The 17,333-nt window shown below is 69.9% G+C and carries 17 protein-coding genes; 8 read left to right on the plus strand and 9 right to left on the minus strand.

Annotated elements, in window-relative coordinates; genetic code table 11:
- Positions 1-374: 374 nt before the first annotated feature.
- The gene (locus ACZ3H8_RS10770; protein WP_467400017.1) at positions 375-1,016 is read right to left on the minus strand and encodes a DNA-3-methyladenine glycosylase; all 642 of its coding nucleotides are present in this window, start codon (positions 1,014-1,016) and stop codon (positions 375-377) included.
- A 74-nt stretch (positions 1,017-1,090) separates the two neighbouring features.
- On the opposite strand from ACZ3H8_RS10770, the gene ACZ3H8_RS10775 reads away from it, so the two are divergent.
- The 3 genes from ACZ3H8_RS10775 to ACZ3H8_RS10785 all read left to right on the plus strand — a co-directional run bounded on the left by ACZ3H8_RS10775 (position 1,091) and on the right by ACZ3H8_RS10785 (position 3,128).
- The gene (locus tag ACZ3H8_RS10775) at positions 1,091-1,873 is read left to right on the plus strand and encodes a sporulation protein (RefSeq protein WP_398988334.1); all 783 of its coding nucleotides are present in this window, start codon (positions 1,091-1,093) and stop codon (positions 1,871-1,873) included.
- A 59-nt stretch (positions 1,874-1,932) separates the two neighbouring features.
- Positions 1,933-2,463: a YbhB/YbcL family Raf kinase inhibitor-like protein gene (locus ACZ3H8_RS10780; RefSeq protein WP_467400020.1), complete on the plus strand. Its 531-nt coding sequence runs from the start codon at positions 1,933-1,935 to the stop codon at positions 2,461-2,463.
- Between the two features lie 155 nt (positions 2,464-2,618).
- Positions 2,619-3,128, plus strand: a complete 510-nt coding sequence (locus tag ACZ3H8_RS10785; RefSeq protein WP_467400023.1) for an HNH endonuclease — start codon at positions 2,619-2,621, stop codon at positions 3,126-3,128.
- Positions 3,129-3,182: 54 nt separating this feature from the next.
- Here the strand turns inward: ACZ3H8_RS10785 and ACZ3H8_RS10790 are convergent, their stop codons facing one another.
- From ACZ3H8_RS10790 to ACZ3H8_RS10805, 4 genes are all read right to left on the minus strand, one after another.
- Positions 3,183-3,950: a sulfite exporter TauE/SafE family protein gene (locus ACZ3H8_RS10790; RefSeq protein WP_467400024.1), complete on the minus strand. Its 768-nt coding sequence runs from the start codon at positions 3,948-3,950 to the stop codon at positions 3,183-3,185.
- A gap of 55 nt (positions 3,951-4,005) precedes the next feature.
- Positions 4,006-4,977: an SPFH domain-containing protein gene (locus tag ACZ3H8_RS10795; protein ID WP_467400026.1), complete on the minus strand. Its 972-nt coding sequence runs from the start codon at positions 4,975-4,977 to the stop codon at positions 4,006-4,008.
- Positions 4,978-5,068: 91 nt separating this feature from the next.
- Entirely contained in the window at positions 5,069-5,497 is a 429-nt protein-coding gene (locus tag ACZ3H8_RS10800; RefSeq protein WP_398988326.1) for an NfeD family protein, read from the minus strand.
- 90 nt (positions 5,498-5,587) lie between these two features.
- Entirely contained in the window at positions 5,588-6,379 is a 792-nt protein-coding gene (locus ACZ3H8_RS10805; protein WP_467400029.1) for an ABC transporter ATP-binding protein, read from the minus strand.
- A gap of 137 nt (positions 6,380-6,516) precedes the next feature.
- On the opposite strand from ACZ3H8_RS10805, the gene ACZ3H8_RS10810 reads away from it, so the two are divergent.
- Complete coding sequence (locus tag ACZ3H8_RS10810; protein ID WP_467400031.1) at positions 6,517-7,305, plus strand: hypothetical protein; 789 nt, start codon at positions 6,517-6,519, stop codon at positions 7,303-7,305.
- Positions 7,306-7,517: 212 nt separating this feature from the next.
- Here the strand turns inward: ACZ3H8_RS10810 and ACZ3H8_RS10815 are convergent, their stop codons facing one another.
- The 3 genes from ACZ3H8_RS10815 to ACZ3H8_RS10825 form a co-directional block, all read right to left on the minus strand.
- The gene (locus tag ACZ3H8_RS10815; protein ID WP_398988322.1) at positions 7,518-7,763 is read right to left on the minus strand and encodes a chaplin family protein; all 246 of its coding nucleotides are present in this window, start codon (positions 7,761-7,763) and stop codon (positions 7,518-7,520) included.
- A 138-nt stretch (positions 7,764-7,901) separates the two neighbouring features.
- Entirely contained in the window at positions 7,902-8,534 is a 633-nt protein-coding gene (locus ACZ3H8_RS10820; RefSeq protein ID WP_467401256.1) for a response regulator, read from the minus strand.
- A 40-nt stretch (positions 8,535-8,574) separates the two neighbouring features.
- On the minus strand, positions 8,575-9,720 hold the full coding sequence (locus tag ACZ3H8_RS10825; RefSeq protein ID WP_467400034.1) for a GAF domain-containing sensor histidine kinase: 1,146 nt from the start codon (positions 9,718-9,720) through the stop codon (positions 8,575-8,577).
- A gap of 193 nt (positions 9,721-9,913) precedes the next feature.
- Here ACZ3H8_RS10825 and ACZ3H8_RS10830 point away from each other — a divergent pair, with 193 nt between their 5' ends.
- The 3 genes from ACZ3H8_RS10830 to ACZ3H8_RS10840 all read left to right on the plus strand — a co-directional run bounded on the left by ACZ3H8_RS10830 (position 9,914) and on the right by ACZ3H8_RS10840 (position 12,736).
- Positions 9,914-10,612: an SDR family NAD(P)-dependent oxidoreductase gene (locus tag ACZ3H8_RS10830; RefSeq protein WP_467400036.1), complete on the plus strand. Its 699-nt coding sequence runs from the start codon at positions 9,914-9,916 to the stop codon at positions 10,610-10,612.
- A gap of 23 nt (positions 10,613-10,635) precedes the next feature.
- A complete protein-coding gene (locus tag ACZ3H8_RS10835; protein WP_467400039.1) occupies positions 10,636-11,712 on the plus strand; it encodes an S-adenosylmethionine:tRNA ribosyltransferase-isomerase in 1,077 nt (358 codons plus the stop codon).
- A gap of 262 nt (positions 11,713-11,974) precedes the next feature.
- Positions 11,975-12,736 (plus strand): transglycosylase SLT domain-containing protein, encoded by a 762-nt coding sequence (locus tag ACZ3H8_RS10840; RefSeq protein ID WP_467400041.1) that lies wholly within the window; start codon positions 11,975-11,977, stop codon positions 12,734-12,736.
- A gap of 83 nt (positions 12,737-12,819) precedes the next feature.
- Here the strand turns inward: ACZ3H8_RS10840 and ACZ3H8_RS10845 are convergent, their stop codons facing one another.
- Positions 12,820-15,387, minus strand: a complete 2,568-nt coding sequence (locus tag ACZ3H8_RS10845; RefSeq protein WP_467400044.1) for an ABC transporter ATP-binding protein/permease — start codon at positions 15,385-15,387, stop codon at positions 12,820-12,822.
- Positions 15,388-15,620: 233 nt separating this feature from the next.
- On the opposite strand from ACZ3H8_RS10845, the gene ACZ3H8_RS10850 reads away from it, so the two are divergent.
- Positions 15,621-17,255, plus strand: a complete 1,635-nt coding sequence (locus tag ACZ3H8_RS10850) for a streptophobe family protein (protein WP_467400046.1) — start codon at positions 15,621-15,623, stop codon at positions 17,253-17,255.
- Positions 17,256-17,333: the final 78 nt, after the last annotated feature.

Raw genomic sequence — 17,333 nt, forward strand, 5'->3', positions numbered from 1 at the left:
TCTGGCGTTGACTTTTGGCACGCTGTTGAGTTCTCAAGGAACGGACGCTTCCTTCAGACCCTTTTCATGGGGCCCTCCGGGCGCTTCCCTTCGGTCTTGCGTTTCCAACCTTACCAGACTCTTTTCCCGTTCCGTTTCCGGTGAGGAATTCGAATCCAGTGACCGTTGGAGAGGTCTTTTGCCTTTCGGCGTGTTCACCACTTTAGCCGATTCCCTGGGCGACTCATAATCGAGTCATTAAGGCCTGAATTTCGGCATGCCGAAATCGCACCCGGTTGGGTTCGTCGTAAGTAGTGGATGGCCACTTCGGGTTGCCGAACGGCAGTGCCCGTTTCAAGCGGCTTGGGCTACGTTAGGCGTCTGGGCAACCCGAGTCAAGTTGCCCTACGGCGCGGGACATGGGCCCGGTACCGACTGACTGTGGGGTCGCCGTCGATCCAGAATCGCCAGGGGTGGTGGGCCCCCGCGCCTCCCACTCCCGTACGAGGGCCGTTGCGCACCTGGTCAGGAGCGGGCGGGGTACCGGGGAGTAGGGACAGTGGGGCGTCGCCGCCGGCGCAGAGGTCGGCGCCGTTCAGGGCGCGGCCGACACTGAGGGCCGTGGCCAGGCGGGCGGGGCCTTTGGCCAGTTCCTTGTCATGACGGGCCGAGAACCGACGTTTGCGAGCCAGATCGGCGCCTACCCGGATCTCGCCGGCACGTAGCAGGATTCCGCTCGCCCTGCCCTCCGGGCCGCACACCACGTTCAGGCAGTGCCACATGCCGTAGGTGAAGTAGACGTACGCGTAACCGGGCGGGCCGAACATCACGTCGTTGCGTGCGGTGCGGCCGCGGTAGGCGTGGGAGCCCGGGTCGAGCTCTCCCGCGTACGCCTCCACTTCGGTAAGGCGCAACTCGATGGGTCCGTCGTCGGTCAGGCGTGCCAGGGTGCAGCCAAGGAGTTCGGGGGCGACCTCCAGTACAGGGCGGTCGAAGAACTCCCGGGGCAGCGGCGTACGGTCGGGGCTCTCGATCATGGCGTACGAGGGTACCGGGGAACCGACTACGGTCGTCGCGCGTATGTAGAGGTCAGGATCTAGGAGGAGTGGACATGGGCTTCAAGAGGCTGCTTGCGAGCATGGGTGCCGGCGGTGCTTCCGTGGAGACGGAGCTGACCGAGGCGAACGTCGTGCCGGGTGGTGTCGTCCAGGGCGAGGTGCGCATCCAGGGCGGCTCGGTGGATCAGCAGATCGAGGGGCTCTCCGTCGGCCTGCAGGCGCGGGTCGAGGTCGAGGGCGGTGACCAGGAGGTCAAGCAGGACATCGAGTTCACCAAGCAGCGGCTCGGCGGCGCGTTCACGGTGACGGCCGGGGCGGTGCACGTGGTGCCGTTCGGGCTGGACATTCCGTGGGAGACCCCGGTCACGAGCATTGCCGGGCAGCAGCTGCGCGGGATGAACATCGGGGTGACGACGGAGCTGGAGATCGCGCGGGCCGTGGACTCGGGCGACCTGGACGCGATCAGTGTGCACCCGCTGCCGGCGCAGCAGGCGATCCTGGACGCCTTCATCCAGCTGGGCTTCCGCTTCAAGAGCGCGGACATGGAGCGCGGGCACATCCGTGGGACGCGGCAGCGGCTGCCGTTCTACCAGGAGATCGAGTTCTTCCCGCCGCAGCAGTACCGCGGGCTGAACCAGATCGAGTTGACGTTCGTCGCGGACGACCGCGAGATGGACGTCATCCTCGAGATGGACAAGAAGCCGGGGCTGTTCAGCGAGGGCAGCGACTCGTACAAGGCCTTCAAGGTGGGGCACCACGACTTCCAGTCGACCGACTGGGCGGCGTACCTCAACCAGTGGCTCGCGGACGTCGGTGGGCGTCGTAACTGGCTCTAGGCTCGGATCCGGCAGGCAGACGGACAGACAGACAGAACAGCCGAATCGGAGGTTCAGACGTGACCGAGCTCAAGAGGGCGCCGCTTCCGCACGACTTTCATCCGGCGGTGCCGTCGTTCACGGTGGTGAGTGACGACATCGCGCCGGGGTCGGTGCTGAAGGATGCCCAGGTCTACGCGGCGGGCAACACCTCGCCGCACCTGCGGTGGGAGGGTTTCCCGGCCGAGACCAGGAGCTTCGCCGTGACGTGCTTCGATCCGGACGCGCCCACGGGCAGCGGGTTCTGGCACTGGGTGCTCTTCGACATCCCGGCGTCGGTCACGGAGCTGCCTGCGGGTGCGGGCAGCGGGAAGTTCGAGGGGCTGCCCGAGGGCGCGGTCCAGGTCCGGAACGACTTCGGGTCGAAGGACTTCGGCGGCGCCGCTCCGCCGGCCGGTGAGAACCACCGCTATGTGTTCACGGTGTACGCGGTGGACAGCGAGAAGCTCGGCCCGGACGCGGATGTCTCGCCCGCGGCCGTGGGATTCAATCTGCGGTTCCACACGCTTGCCCGTGCGCAGCTGATCGCCGAGTACGAGGGTCCCTCGTAGAGCTCAGCGTTCGTTTCTTGTTTGCCCTGCCCTGGTCTTGGAGAGATCAGGGCAGGGCATCTTTTATTGCGTTGTCCATCTCGGCGCGCCCGGCCAGAGTTGATCCAAGCCCAAGGCCCGCAACGGGCTGGGCCGGCGAACGGGAGGTGGGCGAGATGCGTGACACGCTGGTGCTGAATGCGAGCTTCGAGCCGCTGTCGACGGTGACACTCAACCGTGCTGTGGTTCTGGTGCTGCAGGACAAGGCCGTGGTCGAGCAGGCCCACCCCGGACTCCGTGTGCGCGCCGCCGCCGTCGATCTTCCGGTGCCCCGGGTGATCAGGCTGTGCCGCTATGTCCGGGTGCCGTTCCGAAGACAGGCGCCATGGTCGAGGCGGGGTGTGCTGGTACGGGACCAGCACCGGTGCGCGTACTGCGGTAGGCGCGCCACGACCGTGGACCACGTGGTGCCGCGATCGCACGGTGGTGCGGACAGCTGGCTGAACACGGTGGCGTCCTGCGCCGAGGACAATCACCGCAAAGCGGACCGTACGCCGGAGCAGGCGGGGATGCCGCTGCTGCACCAGCCCTTCGTACCGTCTCCGGCGGACGCGATGCTGCTCGGGATGCGGGCCGGTGAGCGGTCGGAGCTGCCGGGGTGGCTGGCGGCCCAGCCCGCCGCGTAACGCGAAGACGAGTCGTTGAAGGCCTGCTCTCGGACGAGGGCGGGCCTTCGTGCGTCAGCGGAGAAGTAGCTGGACGATGGCGACGGTGCCGACCGCCACGATCAGCGCGCGCAGAGCGGTGGGCGGGAGGCGGCGGCCGATCTTCGCGCCGAGCTGGCCGCCGATGGCGGAGCCGACCGCGATCAGCAGGACGGCTGTCCAGTCGAAGTCCGCGACGAAGAGGAAGAAGAGCGCGGCGATGCTGTTGACGACGGCGGCGAGGACGTTCTTGGCGGCGTTGAGGCGCTGCATGGTGTCGTCGAGCAGCATGCCCATGAGGGAGATGTAGATGATCCCCTGGGCCGCGGTGAAGTAGCCGCCGTAGACGCTGGCGAGCAGCAGTCCGGTGAACAGGAGCGGGCCGCCGTCGGGGTGGGTGTGGGTGCCGTTGCGGTCGCGGCGGCGCTGGACGGCTTTGGCGATGCGCGGCTGGAGGATCACCAGAATGAGGGCGAGCGCGACCAGTACCGGCACGATCGTCTCGAAGGCCGTGGGGGGAAGCATCAGCAGGAGTACGGCTCCGCTGATGCCGCCGATCGCGGCGGCGATGCTCAGGCGCAGGAGGCGGCTGCGCTGGCCGGTGAGTTCGGCGCGGTAGCCGATGGCTCCGCTGATCGAGCCGGGGATCAGGCCGAGGGCGTTGGAGACGGTGGCGGTGACCGGGGGGAGGCCGGTGGCAAGGAGCACCGGGAAGGTGATCAGCGTTCCCGAGCCGACGATGGTGTTGATCGTGCCGGCGCTGATACCCGCGGCGAAGACGGCGAGCATCTCCCAGATGGTCATGTGCCCCTCGATGATCGGTGCCGGATGCACCGATCATGCCTGAGGGTCTGCCTGGTCAGTCGATGGGGGGCTGTTCGCGGCGCTCCGTGCCGTTGCCGCCGCCGGACTTGCCGGATCCGGATCCGGATCCTGAGCCGCCGCCCATGCCTGCCATCGGGTTGAAGTTGCCCATGGCGCCGCTGAGGCCCTTGAGCGCGTCGCCGATCTCGCTGGGCACGATCCAGAGCTTGTTGGCGTCGCCCTCGGCGATCTTCGGGAGCATCTGGAGGTACTGGTAGGCGAGGAGCTTCTGGTCGGCGTCTCCGGCGTGGATGGACTCGAAGACCGTACGGATGGCCTGGGCCTCGCCCTCGGCGCGCAGCGCGGCCGCCTTGGCCTCACCTTCGGCGCGCAGGATCGCGGACTGCTTCTCACCTTCGGCGGTGAGGATCTGGGACTGGCGGATGCCCTCTGCGGTGAGGATCGCGGCGCGCTTGTCACGGTCGGCGCGCATCTGCTTCTCCATCGAGTCCTGGATGGAGGTGGGCGGTTCGATCGCCTTGAGCTCGACACGGTTGACGCGGATGCCCCACTTGCCGGTGGCCTCGTCGAGGACGCCGCGCAGGGCCGCGTTGATCTCCTCGCGGGAGGTGAGGGTCCGCTCCAGGTCCATGCCGCCGATGATGTTGCGGAGGGTGGTGACGGTGAGCTGCTCGATCGCCTGGATGTAGCTGGCGACCTCGTACGTCGCGGCCCGGGCGTCGGTCACCTGGTAATAGATGACCGTGTCGATGTTGACCACCAGGTTGTCCTGGGTGATCACCGGCTGGGGCGGGAAGGGGACGACCTGTTCACGCAGGTCGATGCGGTTGCGGATCGAGTCGATGAACGGGACGACGATGTTCAGGCCCGCATTGAGGGTGCGGGTGTAGCGCCCGAAACGCTCGACGATGGCGGCACTGGCCTGCGGGATGACCTGGATCGTCTTGATGAGGGCGATGAAGACCAGCACCACCAGAATGATCAGGACGATGATGATCGGTTGCATCGTGTTCCCTGTGCCCTTCGCTGCCGGATGATTCTGATGATCGAGTTTCCCAGAACACGGGCTGATGTGGGGGGCGTTCGGCTTCTCTCGGTCACATGACCACGGCGGTGGCTCCGTCGATCTCCACGACGTCGACCTGCTGGCCCGCCTCGTAGGACATGTCCGCGTCGAGTGCGCGTGCGGACCATACCTCGCCGGCGAGTTTGATCCGGCCGCCGCTGCCGTCGACCCGCTCCAGGACGACGGCTTGACGGCCCTTCAGCGCGTCGATCCCGCTGGCGAACTGGGGGCTCTGGGATCTGTGACGGGTCGCGATGGGGCGTACGACCGCGATGAGTGCGACGGACACCGCGGCGAAGACGAGCACCTGGGCCACCGTGCCGCCGCCGAGCGCCGCGACCACGGCCGCGGCCACTGCTCCGGCGGAGAACATTCCGAATTCGGGCATCGCGGTCAGGACGAGCGGAATGCCCAGTCCGACCGCACCGATCAGCCACCACACCCATGCGTCGATTTCCACATGGTCATGGTAGGTCCGCCGGTCGTGGCAGGGACAGTGGGCGACGGCAGGGTCCGGATCAGGTCAGCCGCTCCGGCCCGGGACCGTTGGTCAGCCGAGCGGGAGGCCCTGGGCGGTCCAGCGCTCGCCGTTGCTCTCGACGAGGAGCGGGAGGCCGAAGCAGAGCGAGAGATTGCGCGAGGTCAGCTCGGTCTCCATGGGGCCGGCGGCCAGCACCTTGCCCTGACGGATCATCAGGACGTGGGTGAACCCCGGAGCGATCTCCTCGACATGGTGCGTGACCATGACCATGGAGGGGGCGTACGGGTCGCGGGCGAGGCGGCCGAGGCGGCGGACCAGGTCCTCGCGGCCGCCGAGGTCGAGACCGGCGGCCGGCTCGTCGAGAAGCAACAGCTCGGGGTCGGTCATCATCGCGCGGGCGATCATGGTGCGCTTGCGCTCACCCTCGGAGAGCGTGCCGAACTTGCGGTCCAGGAAGCCGGTCATGCCGAGCCGGTCGAGGAAGGCGCGGGCGCGCTCCTCGTCGACGGCGTCGTAGTCCTCGTGCCAGGTTGCGGTCATGCCGTACGCGGCGGTGAGGACCGTCTGCAGCACGGTCTGGCGCTTGGGCAGCTTCTCGGCCATGGCGATGCCGGCCATGCCGATGCGGGGGCGGAGCTCGAAGACGTCGACACCGCCGAGGCGCTCGCCCAGGATCTTCGCCGTGCCGGTGGTCGGGAAGAGGTAGCTTGACGCGATGTTGAGGAGGGTGGTCTTGCCGGCGCCGTTGGGGCCCAGGACGACCCAGCGCTCGCCCTCCTTGACCGACCAGGAGACGTCGTCCACCAGAGCGCGTCCGTCGCGGACCACGGATACGTCCACCAGCTCCAGTACATCGCTCATGAGCGCGTTGTCTCCCCATGCAATCGTCTTGAGGTAGTTGGGGGGCGTTTGTGCACCTGTGGGCGCGGCTCCCAGGGGAAAACCTACGCCACCGGTCGGGTGCCCCGGCCCCCCGGTCCGGTCCCTAGGCTGGGTCCATGCTTTCCGAACCACGCTCAGGACGGCTGGCCGCATGGGGAAATGCCCTGTTGGCCGGATTTGTGTCACCGGATGACGCGGCGCTCGCGATCGTCGGCGACGACGCGGTGCACCGGGTGGAGGGTCTGCCGGGCGAGGCGGGCCCGGTCGGGCTCACGCTGGCGCTGGGGCGGCTGCGGGCGCTCGGGGTGACCGGGTACCGGGTCGCGCTGCCTGCGCCGGGGCATCCGCTGGGGCTCAGCGGGCCACCGGAGTTCAACGCGCGGGCGCTCGACGCGGAGGAGGCGGTGGTCGCCTCGGGCGCGGCGTACGGGCTGGTGCCCGAGGTGTACGAGGCCGGGCCCGCGGGTGATCAGCATGTGGAGGTCGTCTGGCACTGCCTGCCGGTACGGGAGGCGCCACCCGCGGACGTGCCCTCGCTCGGGGAGGCGGAGCGGGAGCTCGCTGAGGCGCTGCGGGACGCGACGGAGGTGCTCTCGCGGCTCGATGTGGCGGCGTCGGGCCCGGTGGCGGAGGCGGCGATCGACGCGTACCGGGCGCGGGCCGAGCGGGGCCGCGAGGCGCTGGCGCCCGGGTATCCGCCTCGGGCGGTACGGGTGTTGGAGCTGGCTCAGCGGGTCGGGATGCTGATCTCGGTGGCGTACGAGAACGGCCACGGCGGGGCGGTGAGCGCGTCGGAGATGTCGGCGCGGGTGGAGGCGCTGCGCCCGGTGGAACGGGTGGCGAGACGGGCACAGGTGGCGGCGTACAACGCGTACGTGGAGGAGCGCGAACGCGGCACCCACTGACGCGGGGGCGCGGATCACGCTGACGCGGGGGTCCGGGGCGCGGCTCCCGGGCGCTCGGTGCCATGCGGTGCGGGTTCCGGGGCCCTACCGGGCCCGGAGCGGTGTCTGAGTTGGCCCGCGAAACCACCCACCGGACAGCACCACCAACGTCCCCTGACCCACGGCAACCACGAACGCTGGAAACGCCGGTGGTTGCCGTGGGGTGTGAACCGTCAGCCGTTGTAGCCGTAGTTCCCGAACGCCGGGTTGAGGGCGCCGATCACGTTCACGGTGTTGCCGACGACGTTCACCGGGACGTGGACCGGGACCTGAACCACGTTGCCGGAGGCAACGCCCGGGGAGCCCACGGCCGTGCCGTCCGCGTGCGCACCGGTGGTGGCGGACGCGACACCCGCGCCGGCAGCGACGAGGCTCCCGGCGACCATGGTGAGGGCAGCGGCCTTCTTCAGGTTCTTCACTTCGAAATCCTCCTGAGCGTTCGCTGCGGCCGGCCGCCGCAGCACGCCATGGACAACGGCGCCGAGTCGATCAGGATGCGCCGGACAGGTGACATCCACCCGACGGTATGAATCTCAGACCGGAGCGAGACGGTCCGCTTAGCCCGTCAGGCCATGCCGGACGGCCCACAGCGCCGCTTGGGTGCGATCCGCCAGGTCCAGCTTCATCAGAATGTTCGAGACATGCGTCTTGACGGTTTTCTCGGACAGGACGAGCGCCCGGGCGATCTCACGGTTGGAGCGGCCGTCCGCGATCAGGCCCAGGACCTCCTTCTCGCGTTCGGTGAGGGTGCTGCCGCGCCCCGTGCCGTTGCCCGGGGCGTCCTGCGCCAGGAGCGCGCCCGCAACCTCCGGCTGGAGCAGCACATGGCCCGCGTGTACGGAGCGAATCGCCCCGGCCAGCGCCTCCGGGTCCACGTCCTTGTAGACGTACCCCGACGCGCCCGCGCGCAGGGCGGGCACGACCGTACGCTGTTCGGTGAAGCTGGTGACGATCAACACCTTGGCGGGGTTGGCGAGTTCGCGGAGTTTGCGGAGCGCCTCGATGCCGTCGGTGCCGGGCATCTTGACGTCCATCAGGACCACGTCCGGCTTCAACTCCTCGGCGCGGGCGACCCCTTCGGCCCCGTCCGCGGCCTCGCCGACGACCTCGATGTCGTCCTGGATCTCGAGGAAGGTACGCAGGCCCCGGCGGACCACCTGGTGATCGTCGACCAGCAGCACACGGATCATCCCAGTCTTCGGAATCCCGGTCTTCGAATTGGGCACAGCGTCAGCCACCGGGGACCTCCATCTCGATCGTGGTGCCCTTTCCGGGCGCCGATTCCACGGTGAGCCTTCCACCGACGCCGCCCGCCCGGTCGCGCATCGAGACCAGTCCCAGGTGGCGGCCGGCCCGGCGGACCGTCCTCGGCTCGAAGCCCTTGCCGTTGTCCGTGACGCTGAGGACCGCGCCCTGGCCGCGGCGGACCAGGACCACGTCGACCTCACCGGCGCCCGAGTGCCGCAGTGCGTTGTGCAGGGCCTCCTGGGCGACCCGGAGCAGGGCCTCCTCCTGCGCGGCGGGCAGTGCACGGATGCCGCGGGTGTCGAAGGTGACTCGCGCGGTGTGCGCCCGGTCCAGGACCTGGATCTGCGTACGGAGGGTGTTGACCAGGCCGTCCTCGTCGAGGGCGGCGGGGCGCAACTCGACGACAGCGGCGCGCAGTTCGTCCGCGGCCTCGGCGGCGAGCTCCGCGATCTGCTGCAACTCGCCCTTGGCGCGGGCAGGGTCGCGGTCCACGAGCGCGGCCGCGGCCTGCGCGGTCAGCCTGAGCGAGAACAGCTTCTGGCTGACCGCGTCGTGCAACTCGTGGGCCAGGCGGGATCGTTCCTCCGCGATCGTGAGCTCGCGGCTGCGCTCGTACAGCCTGGCGTTGGTGAGCGCTATCGCGGCGTGCTGGGCGAGGATCGAGAGGAGCTCCTCGTCGTCGGCGGTGAAGCCGCAACCGCCGTCAGGCTTCGGGCACCTCTTGTTGGCGAGGAAGAGCGCGCCGATCGTCTCGTCGCCGTCCTTGACGGGCAGGCCCAGGAAGTCGGACATGTCCGGGTGGGCGGACGGCCAGCCCTCGAAGCGGGGGTCCTTGCGCACATCCGCCAGGCGCTCCGTCTTCGCGTCCCGGAGCATCGCGGCGAGGATGCCGTGCTGCCGCGGTAGCGGGCCGATCGCCTTCCACTGCGCGTCGCTCACGCCGTCGACCACGAACTGGGCGAAGCCGCCGTGGTCGTCGGGGACGCCCAGCGCCGCGTACTCGGCGTCGAGGAGCTCGCGCGCCGAGGCGACGATCGTCTTCAGCACGTCACGCACCTCGAGATGCCTGCTCATCGCGAGGAGCGCGGTGCTCACGGCGGCGAGGCCGGAGCCGGGTCGGTGACTCATGACCTCACCGTACCGGCGGGCTGTGACAGTCCGTATCGGGCCGGGGACGGCAGCCGCATGGGGCTGTGGACGTAGGTCGAAGTTCCTTGGCGGGTGGGGTCCCGGGCACGAGGCGGCGGGCGTGGCCGCGTTCCAAGGTTGGGGCCAAAGACGCGGACAGGCGCGGACAGACGCGGACAAGGGGATGGACATCATGCCGGTAGCAGTGATCACCGGGGCTTCGAAGGGGCTGGGGCGCGCTCTCGCGACGGCTCTCGCCCGGCGCGGCTGGGACCTGGTGCTGGGCGCCAGGACCGCGGACGTACTTCGGGAGAGCGCGCGAGGCATCGGCGTGCACGGGACGCGGGTGGTGGCGGTGGTGGGCGACGTCACCGATGCCGGGCATCGCGGGGAGCTGCTGGCCGCGGCCCGCGGGCTCGGCGGGCTCGACCTGCTGGTGAGCAATGCGAGCGCGCTCGGCGCCGAGCCGCTGGTGCGGCTGGAGGCGCTGCCGCTGGAGGGGCTGCGGGCGGCGCTGGAGACCAATGTGGTCGCGGCGCTCGGTCTCGTACAGGAGGCACTGCCGCTGCTGCGGGCGGCGGACGCGGGCACGGTGATCGCGGTCAGCTCGGACGCGGGGGCCGAGGCGTACGAGACGTGGGGTGGCTACGGAGCCTCGAAGGCGGCGCTCGACCAGCTCGCCGCGGTCCTCGCGGTCGAGGAGCCGGAACTGCGGGTGTGGACGGTCGACCCGGGCGACATGCAGACGGATCTGTACGCGGCCGCCGTCCCGGACGACGAGGACCCGCGCCCGGCGCCGGAGTCGGTGGTGCCGGGCTTCCTGCGGCTGCTCGACGAGCGGCCGGTGAGCGGGCGGTATGCGGCCCCCGCGCTCGCGGAGTCGGCCCGGTGACAACGGTGTCAGGAGGAACAGCCGTGCTGGATGCGCTGCGGGTGCCCGAGGAGCTCTCGGCCCGGGTGCCGGCGGAGGTGCGCGGCTCCGGGCGGGACGACGTACGGCTCATGGTCTCGCGCGGGACCGAGGTCTCCCACCACGCCTTCCGGGACCTTCCCGGGCAGCTGCGCGCCGGTGACGTCCTGGTGGTCAATACGTCCACCACACTGCCCGCCGCCGTGGGCGGCCGGGTCGGCGGCGCGGTCGTCGTCGTGCATTTCTCGACGCGCGGGGACGACGGGCGCTGGGCGGTGGAGCTGCGCCGCCCCGACGGATCGGGCAGCACCCTGCCGCGCGCCGGCGGTCCGGCAGGGGCCGTCGTACGGCTTCCGGGGGGCGAGCACCTCGTGCTGGATGAGCCCCTTGCCCCCGGCGCGGACCGGCTGTGGTGGGCGTCGGTCTCGGTGGACGTACCGGGGCTGCTGCGCCGGTACGGACGGCCGATCCGGTACGGGTACACGGCCCAGGACCAGCCTCTGTCCGCGTATCAGACGGTCTTCGCGCTCCCCTCCCCCGGCGGCGCGGGCTCCGCGGAGATGCCGAGTGCCGCGCGGCCCTTCACGGCGCGGCTGGTGGCACAACTGGTGAGCCGGGGCGTGCAGTTCGCGCCGATCACTCTGCATACGGGGGTGGCTTCGGCCGAGGCGCACGAGCCGCCGTACCCGGAGCGCTTCTCGGTGCCTGAGACGACGGCGTGGCTGGTGAATACCGCTCGGGTGGGCGGAGGCCGCATTGTCGCGGTCGGCACGACGGCCGTACGCGCCCTGGAGTCGGCGGCGGGCCCCGACGGCGTGGTGCATGCGGCATCGGGCTTGACGGGCCTGGTCATCACGCCGAGGCGCGGGGTGCGCGCCGTGGACGGGCTGCTGACCGGGCTGCACGAGCCGGAGGCATCGCATCTGCTGATGCTGGAGGCCATCGCCGGGCGGGAGGCACTGGGCCGCTCGTACGGGGAGGCGCTGCGGCATCTCTACCTATGGCACGAGTTTGGCGACAGCCACCTCATACTTCCGAATGAAAGCCCTCACGCTTTGCATTGCTCAAGCAACGCACGGTGAGATTGGCACTCGCCCAATGTGAGCCCGCACATAGGACGCACGTCACTTACGAACCACTCTAGTGGATACAAAAAGGACGTGTGAGCGGGGACTGAATGGGCAAATGGGCGTCTTCGCGACACCCATATCCACTACCGCGGGTCGTACGTCACACCTTTGCCACAGCTTTTTGCTGCCGCTAAGAATTGCGTCCGTCGCCGCCGAGGAGCGCAGCGCCCTCCCCGGCCTGATGCGACTTCCGCTATTCGAACGAGGTATCTGTATGTCCGCGTCCAGCACCCGTATGACCAAGACCCACAAGGTCTCGATCGCCGGTATCGCCGCCGCCGGCGTCGCAGCCCTCACGTTCTCCCTCGTCCCCGGCAACGCTTCCGCCGAGACCGAGACTGTCAACGCTGCGCAGACGGCCGCTGCGCAGGCGGGCATCGCCGAGCAGAAGGCGGCTGCTGCGAAGCAGAAGGCGGCTGCCGCGAAGCAGCAGGCCGCTGCCGCGAGGAAGCAGGCCGCTGCCGCGGCGAAGGCCCACGCCCAGACCGTGGCCCACGCCAAGGCTGTCGCCCACGCCCAGACCGTGGCCCACGCCAAGGCCAAGGCGAACGCCGAGGCCAAGAAGAAGGCTGCCGCCGCTGCCGCCAAGGCCGCCGCGAAGAAGCGCGCTGCCGAGCAGGCCGCCAGCCGCGCCGCCGCCCGCAAGCCGATCTACGCCAACAACCTTGACGGCTGGATCAAGGAGTCGCTGGCCATCATGAAGAAGCACGGCATCCCCGGCACGTACGACGGGCTGCACCGCAACATCATGCGCGAGTCCAGCGGCAACCCGAACGCCATCAACAACTGGGACATCAACGCCATCAACGGCGTCCCGTCGATCGGCCTGCTGCAGGTCATCAAGCCGACGTTCGACGCGTACCACGTCGCCGGTACGCCCAACAGCCAGTACGACCCGGTCGCCAACATCACGGCCGCGGCCAACTACGCCGCCGACCGCTACGGCTCGATCGACAACGTGAACAGCGCGTACTGAGTCTCAGCAAAGCAGCCGCAGGACATACGCCGAAGAGCGGCACCCCACACGGGGGTGCCGCTCTTCGGCGCGCTGCGGTGGCCTTACTTGCGCATGACCTCAGGCTCGTGGCGGCGCAGCAGTCGCGCGACCGCGACGCCGCAGATGACGCCGATCACAAGCAGGATCGTGATGTTCAGGCCCCATTGGCCCGCCGAGTGCTCCCACAGCGGGTCCAGGTCCCCGGGCTTGTTCGGGTCCCACGGCGGCATCAGATGCGACAGGTCGAGCGTCGCACCCGCGCCGGCGATGGCCCAGCGGGACGGCATCAGCCAGGCGAACTGCTCCAGGCCGGGCGAGCCGTAGACCTGGAAGAGGATGCCGGTGAAGACGACCTGGACGATCGCGAACATGACCAGCAGCGGCATGGTCTTCTCGGCGGTCTTCACCAGCGAGGAGATGACCAGGCCGAACATCATCGAGGTGAAGCCCAGAGCGATGACGACAAGGCAGATCTCGACGGCCGGCGGCATGATCAGGCCCTCTTCGGGCAGGTCGCGGGTGGCGAAACCGATGCCGCAGATGATGACGCCCTGGATAGCCGTGATCACGCCGAGGACGATCACCTTGGACATCAGATACGCCGAGCGGGCCAGGCCGGTGGCCCGTTCCCGTTCGTAGATGACCCGTTCCTTGATCAGTTCTCGTACGGAGTTGGCCGCGCCCGAGAAGCACATGCCGACCGCGAGGATCAGCATGATCGTGCCGGCGTCGCCGTTGAACTTGTTCGGCGGCGTGGGCGGCCCGAGGCCGAACTTCGCCGGGATGACCACGCTGACCAGACCGAGGACCGCGGGCAGGATCACCATCAGGCCCAGGAAGCCCTTGTCGGACGCGATGACCGAGGAGTACCTGCGGATCAGCGTCCACAGCTGGGAGCCCCAGCTCTGCGGCTTCGGCGGGCGCATCTGCTGCGCGGGCGGCATGTGTACCTGCTGCGCGGCAACGGCGTCGATGTCCGCGGCGTACATCTGGTAGTGCTGCGAGCCGCGCCAGCGGCCCGCCCAGTCGTAGTCGCGGTAGTTCTCGAACGCCGAGAAGACGTCGGCCCAGGTGCTGTAGCCGAAGAAGTTGAGCGCTTCCTCCGGCGGGCCGAAGTACGCGACCGAGCCGCCCGGGGCCATGACGAGGAGCTTGTCGCAGAGCGCCAGCTCGGCCACGGAGTGGGTGACCACCAGGACGGTGCGGCCGTCGTCGGCAAGGCCGCGCAGCAGCTGCATGACGTCGCGGTCCATACCCGGGTCGAGGCCGGATGTCGGCTCGTCAAGGAATATCAGCGACGGCTTGGTCAGCAGCTCGAGCGCGACGGAGACGCGCTTGCGCTGACCGCCGGAGAGCGAGGTGACCTTCTTTTCCTTGTGGATGTCGAGCTTGAGCTCGCGCAGCACTTCGTCGATACGGGCCTCGCGCTCGGCCTCGGCGGTGTCGCCGGGGAAGCGGAGCTTGGCGGCGTACTTGAGCGCCTTACGGACGGTCAGCTCCTTGTGCAGGATGTCGTCCTGCGGGACCAGTCCGATGCGCTGGCGCAGCTCGGCGAACTGCTTGTAGAGGCTGCGGTTGTCGTAGAGCACGTCGCCCTGGTTGGCGGGCCGGTAGCCGGTGAGCGCCTTGAGCAGGGTGGACTTGCCGGAGCCCGAGGGGCCGATGACGCCGATGAGCGACTTCTCCGGTACGCCGAAGGAGACGTCCCGCAGGATCTGCTTGCCGCCGTCGACCGTCACCGTGAGGTGGCGCGCGGAGAAGGAGACCTCACCGGTGTCGACGAACTCCTCGAGCCGGTCGCCGACGAGGCGGAAGGTCGAGTGGCCGACGCCCACGATGTCGTTCGGGCCGATGAGCGCCGTGCCGGACTTGGCGATCGGCTGGCCGTTGACGTACGTGCCGTTGTGGGATCCGAGGTCGCGGATCTCGAAGCGGCCGTCGGGCGTGGCCACGAACTCGGCGTGGTTGCGCGAGACCTGGAGGTCGGAGACGACCAGTTCGTTCTCGAGCGCACGACCGATGCGCATCACCCGGCCGAGGGCCAGCTGATGGAAGGTGGTCGGGCTGCGGTCCCCGTACACCGGCGGAGCCCCCGCGACACCGCCGGCGCCACCCGCGCCACCCGGTCCCTGGTGCGGGACCTGTGCCTGCGGCGGCTGTTGCTGCCAGGCCTGCTGTGGCTGTTGAGCCGGCGCCTGCTGAGCCGCCGCCCAGCCGGGAGCGCCCTGCTGCTGCGGCTGCTGGACCGGGGCCTGGTGGGCCGGGGCCTGCTGCTTGACCGCCTGCTGCTGAGGGGCCGCGCCCTGCGCGCTGTACGCGCCGGCTGCCGCGCCCGAGAGGTTCAGCCGCGGACCGTCGGTGGCGTTGCCCAAGTGCACTGCCGAGCCGGGGCCGATCTCCATCTGATGGATCCGCTGGCCCTGCACGTATGTGCCGTTGGTGCTGCCGTGGTCCTCGATCACCCAACTGCGGCCGCCCCAGCTGATGCTGGCATGCCGCCACGAGACCCTGGCGTCGTCGACCACCAGGTCGCCCTGCGGATCACGTCCCAGGGTGTACGACCTGGACGGATCGAGAGTCCAGGTCCTTCCGTTCAATTCCAGTACGAGTTCCGGCACTCCATGCCCCACTACTTGTCCCCCGAGTTACCCCCATCACAGGGAGTCTAGGGATGGCGAACATCGTGAGGAACTATTTCAGGCCCGGTCCCGCATCCGAAAGTCGGGCCTTGTGAATACCGCGTTCGGGATGCCCGTTGACGGAGGAGAAACACGCCCGGAGAGTAGTAAGCGCCCACCAGTGCGTACGGATCATGCGCGAGTGGGGGTAACTGGGTCAAACCCAGCAGGGATCGGGGGGTCCGATGGACGCGAGCGGCAGTGGCGACAAGGTGCCGTGGGGCGATGTGGTGCTGGCGTCCATAGCGGCGGTGAGCTGGGCGCTGGTCGGGATGGCGGGTGCGGCGGCGCTCGGTCTGCATTTGCTGGGCGCGGATTCGGCGGGGTCGCTGGGGCCGATGACAGCGGCGGCTGTGGTGCTCGCGGTGGGCGGATCGGTCACTCCGGCAGGTGATGTGTCCGCGTTCGGGCTGGAAGGTGCACAGGCACGGACGGCCGTCGACATCACGCCACTTGGGGTGGGTCTGGTCGGGGCACTGCTCCTTGCGTACTTCTTTCTACGTTCGCTGCGCCGCGCGGGGCCGTACATCTCGGGGACCGAACTCGCCGCTCGGGCGGGCGGGGTGGCGACTCTGTTCGTCGCGACGGTCGGCGGGTTGGCGTGGGCAGGTCACGACGTCATCACGATCGACGGGGCGAAGCTCGGGCTGGACCTCGACAAGGTGCCGGGGCTCGGCGGGGACGGGGGCGGCATCGAGGTGCCGGGCCTCGGCGACATCGGGGGGCTGCTGCCGGACCGGCTCGGAGACCTGGTGGACGCGCAGGCGTCGGTGGGGTTCAGCGTGAACACCGCGGATTCGCTGGCGGGCGCGCTGTTCTGGGTGCTCGGGGTGCTGGTGATCTCGCTTCTCGCCTCGCGGCGTGCGCCACTGCCTCGCGGGGCGGTGTGGCAGGCGCTGCGGCGGGTCGTACGGCCTGCGGCGTCCGCGGTCGTGACGGTGCTGCTGGTCGCGGTCCTCGCGGGGTACGCGGCGGCGGCGTACGCGGCGATCGGTGACGACCACCCGAAGAGGATCGCGGGTGCGGCGCTGCTCGGGGCGCCGAACGGAGTGTGGCTGGGCGTGCCGTTGGGCCTGTTCGTGCCGTGGGACGGCGAGGCGAAGGGCGAGCTGGCGAAGCTGCTGCCGGATCCGCTGGACGAACTGCTGCGGGTCTCGGCGGACGAGCCGGTGACGGTGGGCAGGCTGGCCGAACTGGACGGTCGCGTATGGCTGCTGGCCGTCGCGACCGCGGTGATGATGCTGTACGCCGGGGTACTGGCGGCCGCGCGTACGCCCGCGGGCGGGCTGACAGCGGCCGGGTTCGCGGGGCGGTGCGCGGTGCGGCTGGGTGTGGTGACGGCACTGGCGCTGCCGCTGCTGGTGTGGCTGACGGACGTCTCGGCGGACGCGTCGCTGTCGGTGCTGGGCTTCGACGCGTTCGGCGCGGGCATCGAGCTGCACGGTCAGGTGGGCATGGCCCTGCTGCTGGGGGCGGCGTGGGGTGCGGCTGCGGGCGGGGTGGGGGCGCTGCTGGTGTACGGGACGCGGGGTGGCGGCCGGGGCGCGGCGGCGGGGCCCACGGCGGAGTGGGCGGCGGAGTCGGCGGCGCCCACGGCGGCGGAGCTGCCGGGTCCGTACCGCCCGGTGCCGCCGTACCGCCCGTCGAACAACGCCACGAACCCGTATCTGCGCCCGCCCCCGGAGATCCACGGTGCCCCCACGGTCGCGGGCCCGATGCCGCCGATGCCCCCGCCGCCGCCATCGCCGTACCGCGCATCGCCTCCGCCGCCTGAGGAGGGCACGCCCCCGCCGCCGGGGACGCCCGGGGGCCGCCGGTGAGGGGTGCGCGGGCACGCGGCCGGGGCGGAGGCCGAGGGCCGGCGCCAGTGCGCGAGGGCCGGGGGCCGGGGCCCGGGG

It is taken from the genome of Streptomyces sp. NPDC002868 (assembly GCF_055563295.1).